Annotated in this window: 7 protein-coding genes; all 7 read left to right on the top strand. The window is 62.0% G+C overall.

Features of this window, described 5'->3' with window-relative positions; translation table 11 throughout:
• The first annotated feature begins 648 nt into the window (after positions 1-648).
• The gene (locus QZ307_RS10000; RefSeq protein ID WP_295999468.1) at positions 649-1,932 is read left to right on the top strand and encodes a homoserine dehydrogenase; all 1,284 of its coding nucleotides are present in this window, start codon (positions 649-651) and stop codon (positions 1,930-1,932) included.
• Between the two features lie 78 nt (positions 1,933-2,010).
• Complete coding sequence (locus QZ307_RS09995) at positions 2,011-2,682, top strand: HAD family phosphatase (RefSeq protein ID WP_295999465.1); 672 nt, start codon at positions 2,011-2,013, stop codon at positions 2,680-2,682.
• A 146-nt stretch (positions 2,683-2,828) separates the two neighbouring features.
• Entirely contained in the window at positions 2,829-3,557 is a 729-nt protein-coding gene (locus QZ307_RS09990; protein WP_295999463.1) for a spermidine synthase, read from the top strand.
• Positions 3,558-3,938: 381 nt separating this feature from the next.
• Positions 3,939-4,820 (top strand): helix-turn-helix transcriptional regulator, encoded by an 882-nt coding sequence (locus tag QZ307_RS09985; RefSeq protein WP_295999462.1) that lies wholly within the window; start codon positions 3,939-3,941, stop codon positions 4,818-4,820.
• A 143-nt stretch (positions 4,821-4,963) separates the two neighbouring features.
• Complete coding sequence (locus tag QZ307_RS09980) at positions 4,964-5,527, top strand: hypothetical protein (RefSeq protein WP_295999460.1); 564 nt, start codon at positions 4,964-4,966, stop codon at positions 5,525-5,527.
• Between the two features lie 355 nt (positions 5,528-5,882).
• Complete coding sequence (locus tag QZ307_RS09975; RefSeq protein ID WP_295999458.1) at positions 5,883-7,508, top strand: hypothetical protein; 1,626 nt, start codon at positions 5,883-5,885, stop codon at positions 7,506-7,508.
• Between the two features lie 253 nt (positions 7,509-7,761).
• The coding region (locus tag QZ307_RS09970; protein ID WP_295999456.1) for a PLP-dependent transferase at positions 7,762-8,039 on the top strand (278 nt) is incomplete at its 3' end.

Genomic DNA, 8,039 nt, shown 5'->3' with positions numbered 1-8,039 from the left:
CCGCTGCTCGCTTCGCTCGTGCGCTGCGCTCCCTCATGCTTTTACCTGGCGGCCTACGGCCGCCTTTTCTTTTTGGTGTTCAGACGGTGCCCTCCGGGGATACCGCCCCCGCCCGCTACGGCGCCAAGGATGGACGCGTGCCCTCCGGGGATGCCGCCCCCGCCCGCTGCTCCAGCGGGGCAAGAAGCGGCACCGCGCTCCGTTCCTGAAGGTCCTGCGCTCCGTTCCTGAAGGTCCTGCGCCCCGTCCCTAAAGGTCCCGTGCTCCGTTCATGAACTAGGTTCCAGGAACGGGTGGTTTGGTATCCTTCGCGGTGCCAGAATGCGGGACTTTGGTTCCCCTGCGCCGCAAAACCCCAGGTCGGAATGTCGTCGCCGAGAGCGTCGGGGAACCAAACCGCCTCATATTGGAACCTACACCTGGCTGGGCCCCGAACGCGGGGCCAGCTCCCGCTTGCTTGAGCGGATGCTGCTCGCGAGAGGGTGCGGCTCCCGCCCGCTACGGCGCCAAAGGTTGGGGTAGGCAATTTCGCTGAACTGCCCTTCCCCGCTTGGGGGCGTCTTTTCCCGTGGCCTGGCTTCCGTTCGTGCAAACTGCCCTTATAATCGTCCAATCGAGAGACGTTTGACGATCCTGAGAGGACGTAGCATGGCAGTGAAGATTGGCTTGGTGGGCACCGGCACCGTGGGCGGTGGCTGCATCGACATCATTCAGAAGCACCAGGAGGCCTTCAAGCGCCACTTCGGTATTGATATCGAGTTGGTCCAAGTGTGCTCCCGCGAAATTGCCCAGGCTGAGGCCCATGGTGTGGCCGATATCTTCACCACTGACTTCAACGACATCATCAACAACCCGGATATCGATATTGTGGTGGAGCTCATCGGCGGCACCACTGCGGCCCGCGATGTGGTGCTGGGTGCTTTGGCTGCGGGCAAGAACGTGGTCACGGCCAACAAGGCGCTCATGGCCACCTACGGCAAGGAAGTCATGGAGGCGGCCGAGGCGGCTGGCAAGGAGCTGGCCTTCGAGGCATCCGTGGGCGGCGGCATCCCCATTATCGACCCGCTGAAGCACTCGCTTATTGCCAACGAGATTCAGACGGTCATGGGTATTGTGAACGGCACCACGAACTACATGCTCACGCGCATGGCCGACAACGGCCTGTCCTACGACGACGCCCTGCGCGAGGCCCAGGAGAAGGGCTTTGCCGAGGCCAATCCGTCGGCCGACGTGGACGGTTTCGATGCGGCGGCGAAGATTGCCATCCTGTCCTCCATTGCGTTCAATTCGCGCGTGACCTTGGACGACGTGTTCACCGACGGCATTACCAACATCAGCCCCGTGGACATCGAGGCGGCTCGCGATATGGGCTACGTCATCAAGCTTTTGGCCATTGCCCATCGCAAGGAAGACGGCATCGACGTGCGCGTGCATCCCACTATGATTCCCGAAACGCACCAGCTGGCCACGGTGAACGGCGTGTTCAACGCCATCTATGTAGTGGGCGATTTCGTGGGCGAGACCATGTTCTTCGGCGAAGGCGCCGGCGCGGGCGCTGCGGCCAGCGCGGTTATGGGCGATGTGCTGGAGGTGGCTCGCCATATTCAGCAGGGTGTGGCGCCCATCGTGGGCTGCACCTGCACTGACGAACTGCCCATCCTGCCTATGGATGACCTGGTCATGCGCTACTATCTGCGCTTCTCGGTGACCGACCGCCCCGGTGTGCTGGAGACCATGGCCGGCGTGTTCGCGCGCCACAACATCTCGGTGAAGTCCATCGTGCAGCGCGGCCGCTCCGGCGCCGAGCGCGTGGACCAGGTGGTGGTAACCCACCGCTGCCGCGAGCGCGACATTCGCGAGGCGCTGGAAGAGGCGCTCAGCCTGGATGGCGTGGTGCTCGCCGAGCCCAGCGTCATTCGCGTGGAAGAATAGCAAGCAAGGTAATCTTGCCGGTGGATTGTTCGAGGGCGGCGAAGGCCGCCCTCTTTGGTGGAAGGAGCGAAGGCGATTATGGAGGAGCAGATCGGCGTCATCTTCGATTGCGATGGCACGCTGGTGGATTCCATGGAGGCGTGGCACGAGGTGGATCGGCAGCTGTGCGCCGAGGCCGGCATTGCCCTGACGCCCCAGGATGCCGACGCCATCACCACCATGTCGCTGGAAGAGGCCAGCGCGTATTTGCACAAGCAATGCGGGCTGGGGGAGAGCGCCGAGGCCGTCATGGTCATGATCTTCGATCGCATGCGTGCCTTTTACGCCAACGAGGTGGAGGCACGGCCCGGGGCGCTGGCGTTTGTGCGCGCGTTGCATGAGCGCGGCGTGCCCCTGGCGGTGGCCAGCAGCACCTCGCCCGACATGCTGCGCGCCTGCCTCGATCGCTGCGGCTTCACGCCGTACTTGCAGGTCATCGTGTCGGTGGACGATTTGAATACCAGCAAGCGCGAGCCGACGGTGTACAACCACGCTCGCAGCTTCTTGGGTACCGATCGCACCCACACCTGGGGTTTCGAGGATGCGGCCTACGCCCTGGACACCCTGCGCGGCGCGGGCTATCGCACGGCGGCCATCTACGACAACGACATCTCCGGCACCCGCGAGGCGCTGCGCGAACGCGCCGATGTCTACTTCGAGGATTTCACCCAGTTGGATGTGGACGAGTTTCTGGCTCGGGCAAGCAGGTAAGCAGCGCCTTGGCCGGTGCCCTTGAGCGCGGTGAAGCAAAGGAAGGCTATCTCGCAGGCGAAGGCGCTTACGGATGATGGAGGCTGACAGTGTCGTTAGGGCTCTGGGAAAAGATGCGCGGCAGAGGTCGTCAGGCGTTTCCGACCATGTTCGGGGAGGCGACGGTGTACGCCATGCCGGCCGAGGACGGTTCGCTGGTGCGCATGCTGAATGTGGGCGGCGTGCTGCAGTCGGCCACCTACCTGGATGAACGCTGGGCCCAGTGCCCCTTCGCCTACCTGCGCTCTTTCGACCACATGTTTGAGGCGCAGCCGACGCTAACGGTGCGGCGCGTGCTGATGATCGGCGGAGCCGGGTTCGCCTACCCTAAGCAGTTGCTGGTGGAGCATCCCGGCGTGCAGCTGGACGTGGTGGAGATCGACCCCGCTATGGTGGATCTTGCGCGACGGGAATTCTTCCTTGATCGCCTCGAGGCGCAGCTGGATGAAGAAGATCGCGCCGGCGACCTGCGCATTTTCACCGAGGACGGCGGGTCCTTCCTGCGACGAGGAGCCTGCCGCGCTCCCTACGACGCCATCATCATCGACGCTTTCGTCGGTCGCGAGGCCGTGCCGTTTTTCGCCAGCGACGAGGGCGTCACCACAGCCAAAGTCTGCCTGTCACCAGGTGGCCTGTTCATGGCCAACTGCGTGGCGGAATACACCGGCGATGCCATGTATCGCCTGTTCTCGCAGGTGGAACGCTTGCGAGGGCATTTCGCCAACGTGTACGTTGTCGACGCCTCCGACGAGGAATTCGGCGGCGCCGACAACTACCTCCTCATAGCCACCGACGGCACCTACCCCTTCACCGGCGTCATCCCCTACGGGGATTAGCTTGACGTCAGGGACCAAAACTTCAATACAACAAATCCGTAAGGTGTGCGTGCAGGGGGCGTAAGACGGGGCTGTCATGATGGGGTCAGCGAAACGGAAAGCGAGCGATTCCGAAAGGGGCTGATGATCATGATGGCATCATTGTTGGGTGCGGTTCTTCTGACGGCAGGGGCGGTGGCGCTGGGAGCCTGCACGGTGGTGGTAGCGCTGTAGGCGGCGAAGATTTCCCAGTTCAGTGTCGCGTGTTAACAACCGTTGCTTGTGCGTCGGGCTGGTTGTGGTAGCGTGGAGGACGGAAAGCGGTTGCCTTTGCTGAAAGGCGGCGGACGGGCGGGAAGGCCACGTTCCGGGATCCGCGAACCGCGAACGAAGGAGCCTCCCATGCTAAAGGACGAGATCAAGCGGCTGCGCCAGGAGCGCGGCATGAGCCAGGGCGAACTGGCCGAGCAGGTGCATGTGGTGCGCCAGACCGTCTCGAAGTGGGAGCGCGGCATCTCGGTTCCCGATGCTGACACGCTGCGAGCTTTGGCCGAGGCGCTGGAGGTAACTCCCAACGAGCTGCTGGGCAAAGGGCCCGACGCTGATCCGGCTCCCGATCCCCAGGAGCTCGCGCTGCGTGCCAGCCTGTTGGAGGCGCGGGCCGCCCAGAACGATCATATGGATACCGTCTATCGTCGCACCAAACGAGTGCTCATAGCCGTATGCGCTGTAGCTCTTGTGGCGGTAGCGGTGGGGGCGGCGTTCCTCCAGGTGAGTAGGTTTATGGGCGGCGTAGAAAACGGTTTTGATCTTGAGGGCACTTACGGCTCTATCGCCGATCCCGGAAGTCCGGTGTATGCCTCGTTCGGATTGACGGAAGAGGACGGCGGCCTGTGGCAGTTGGCCGATTTCGGCGCTCCTGACCGCAATCCCGTCAATGGGCGCTTTGTCGCTACCGCCGATCCCAACTTGTACGAGCTGCAGGACGAAGAAGGCGCTTCCGTCGGTTGGGCAAGTCTTTCGAGCGTGTGGTCCTTCCTGGGCCAGCTCGATGGAGTTCTCTACTTGCACTATGGCGACCAGTCCTTTCGTCTGCAAAAATTCGACCGGGGCACGGCGCACTATGGCAGAGAGTTCATGCGTCTCACCGTGACGAACCTTCACAACATGGGAACCGTCGAGCAGCGCAAGGAAGAGGCCAAGGAGCGCCCGGAGGTCAACGAATGGGCCGAAGAATGGTTCGACCTCGACTTCGGCGACGATTGGGACGAGGGCTCCGAGTGAGGTGCTGGCACGGGGGCTTGCGCGGTGGCGATGCAGCAATCAGCGGAAAATTCCCAGGTCAGCGTTATATGTTAACAACCGTTGCTTGTGCGTCGAGTCGGTTATGGTAGCGTGGAAGGCGGAAGACGAGCAAAGGAGCCCCCATGCCAATGGACGAAAACGAGAACCTGCGCCAAGAGCGCAGCGCGAGCCAGAGTGAAGGCGCGCAGACACAGCGGTCGGATCGCGCCATCATTGCACTTAAAGGAGCTCTTTGCGGGGCAGCGCTCGTGCTGATTGTTGTTGGGCTTATCTGGGTGTCGCAGCAAAGGTTTTCCGGGGCGCTTTGGAACGAGCCTTGGGAGAATCCGAATTACACCAGCATCATTTACCGCATGGGCGACGAGGAGAAGACGTTCAAGCTCTACGTGGATCCCAGCGATTTGCCCCAGAGCCTCGATACAGTCATCGCTTATTCCGGCGATCACGATATCTCGGCCGCTGTCGATCCAGGGGACGAGCTGGGAAAGCCGGACAGCCTTGCGGTAATGGAGAAACGCGTCGATGAGGCCATAGAGAAACAGGGCGGCACGGTGCTGCGCCATGAGGTTTGGTATTCCTATGATGTAGCCTACGCTGTCACGCCTCCGACGGCGGAGGATCCCTGGAGCGATTGGTATAGCCACAACCAGCAGATTCCTATAAGCACGGACGTCTACGCCCAGTAGGGCCGCTGTACGGCTCCCGCTTGTGGAGTTTCCTCGAAGCGCGCAACAAACTGGGCCGCTGAAGCGTCTAACCCATAGAGAGACGAACGGCATCGAGGGAGCTTAATCCACGAGGAGGAGCCATGGAAAGGCTGAACGACGTTATCGCAGTGCTGGGCCTATCCGCCGTGTTCATGGGCATCGCCATCTTCATCGCCTGCTGGGGGTAGGATACGCACGGGATTCTATGGTCCCGCAACTTCACCGCTGCGCAACGGGGGCGTTGCGGGTTGGCGTACGTTGGGTGCGGTGGTCATCTTTTCCCTGCGAGGTTTCTATACTGCTGAATGAATAGGAATCTGCGGGAGGAGAAGCCATGACTCACCGTGAAAAGCATACGCCGAAATCCATCGAGCCAACGCCGGAGGCAACGGGACATGCGGCCGCAGAAGGCCCTCTTGGGAAGGCCGAGCACCTGGCGAAAGAAGCGGCCGATAAGGTGGAAGAGGGCCTGAAGGACGCCGTGGAATTCGAGCGGGCCGACCTTGCCGAAACGCGTCAGGAATGGCACGACCAGCTGCACAACGACGCTGCCGAGCTGAAGGCCGACGTAGCGCGTGACAATGAGAAGCTGCACGAGGCCGTTGACGAGGTACGCCACCCGGAGCAAATTGCCGAGGCCGTGGAGGCCAAGCTGGAGCACACGGCCGAAGAGGCGGTGGCTGCGGTGCACGCCGTGGAGCATCCCAGTGAGATCGTCGCCGACGTCAAGCGCGGCATTGCCGATAAGAAGCAAGCTTTCGACGAGACCACTGCCACTATTGCCGCCGAGTTCACCAGCCCCGTGGACAAGAAGCGACTGCCCGTGGTTCTGCGCATCTTCGGCGTCCTGCTCATTGTGGGCTCCGGCGCTGCGCTGCCGGGCATTGCGAAGTCCATCTACCAGGCGGTAACCATGTTCGCCTCGGGAGGCATGCACGGCGAGGGCACGTCCACCATTGTGGTCACCTTCGTGCATTTGGCCGTGCTGGTGGCGCTGGCCATTACGTTCATCGTCTTCGGCGTGCGCATGTTCCAGAACAAGCGGCGTTGGGCGGCGCTTATATCCTACGGGCTGTACGTGCTGATCATCTTGGGCGGCCTGTGCTCCATCATGCTTGAGGGCATGAGCATTGACTTGGTGTTCTACCTGGTGGTGCTCATTGTCACCATCGCCCTGCAAAGCTACTTGGACCCGTCCCTTTTGGAAGAGCGCCGGCGCCATCGCCAGGAGCGTGAGGCTGAAGAGCACAAGGAAGGCGAGGCCGGCACGCTCGGCCGCGACCCCTCGGGCAAGGGCTATATCACCCTGAACTTCTTCAACCTGTTCTGGATCTTCGTGGTGGCCAGCATCCTGGGTCTGTTCATGGAAGAAATCGTGCACTTCTTGTTCGTGGTGCCGGGTCAGTGGCAAGACCGCGCGGGGCTGCTGTTCGGGCCGTTCTCGCCCATCTACGGTTGCGGCGCGGTGCTCATGACCATCTTCCTCAACCGCTTCCATAAGAGCAACTTCGTGATCATCTTCTTGGTGGCGGCGGTTATCGGCGGTGCCTTCGAGGCGCTCACCAGCCTGTTCATGCAGTACGCTTTCGGCGCAGTGGCCTGGGACTACTCTAACATGCCCGGCTCGCTGTTCGGCGGCCGCACCTGCCTGCCGTTCATGGCCTGCTGGGGTCTGCTGGGTGTGGTGTGGATCAAGTTGCTGCTGCCCTTCATGCTGCGCTTGGTGAATTTCATCCCGTGGAACTGGCGTTATGTGCTTACCACGGTGGCGGCCTGCTTCATTTTGGTGGACGCCGTCATGACGCTGCAGTCGCTCGATTGCTGGTACGAGCGCCTGTCGGGCGACCCAGTGGACACCCCCATCCAGCAGTTCTACGACCACGAGTTCAACGACACCTACATGGCTGACCGCTTCCAATCCATGACCATCCATCCCGCCGACGCGGTGCGTGGGAAGTAGGAGCGCCTCTTGCGCCTTCTTGGGCGCGGGAAGTAAGACGCTCTGAGAAAGGGGCGAGATGCTTCTGTCCCGAGCGGGGCGGTCTACAGCAGAATGAATGATTTGCGGGTTCCGCCCCGCCGCCCTCGGGTTTTCCGATGGCGGCAGGGCGGAACTTCCTATGGTTCGTGGCCGATGAGGCGGTTCCGCGCGGGGCGCGGCTTCCTATAATGGGGAACAAACTTCGTACGTTTTCCCAAAGAAGGAGTCATGCATGACCGAGTCCCTTGGAACCACCTGCGTGCAGGGCGGCTGGCGCCCCGGCGACGGCGAGCCGCGTCAAGTGCCCATCTATCAGAACACCACCTGGAAGTACGACACCTCCGAGCACATGGGTCGCCTGTTCGACCTGGAAGAATCGGGCTACTTCTACACGCGCCTGGCCAATCCTACCAACGACGCCGTGGCCGCGAAGATTGCCGAGCTTGAGGGCGGTACGGCGGCCATGCTCACGTCGTCGGGCCAGGCGGCGAACTTCTTCGCGGTGTTCAA

Origin of the sequence: uncultured Adlercreutzia sp., from assembly GCA_910585575.1 — a bacterium.
In the GTDB taxonomy this organism is placed as follows: Bacteria; Actinomycetota; Coriobacteriia; order Coriobacteriales; family Eggerthellaceae; genus Adlercreutzia.
This window is presented reverse-complemented; position numbering and strand designations above follow the sequence as displayed.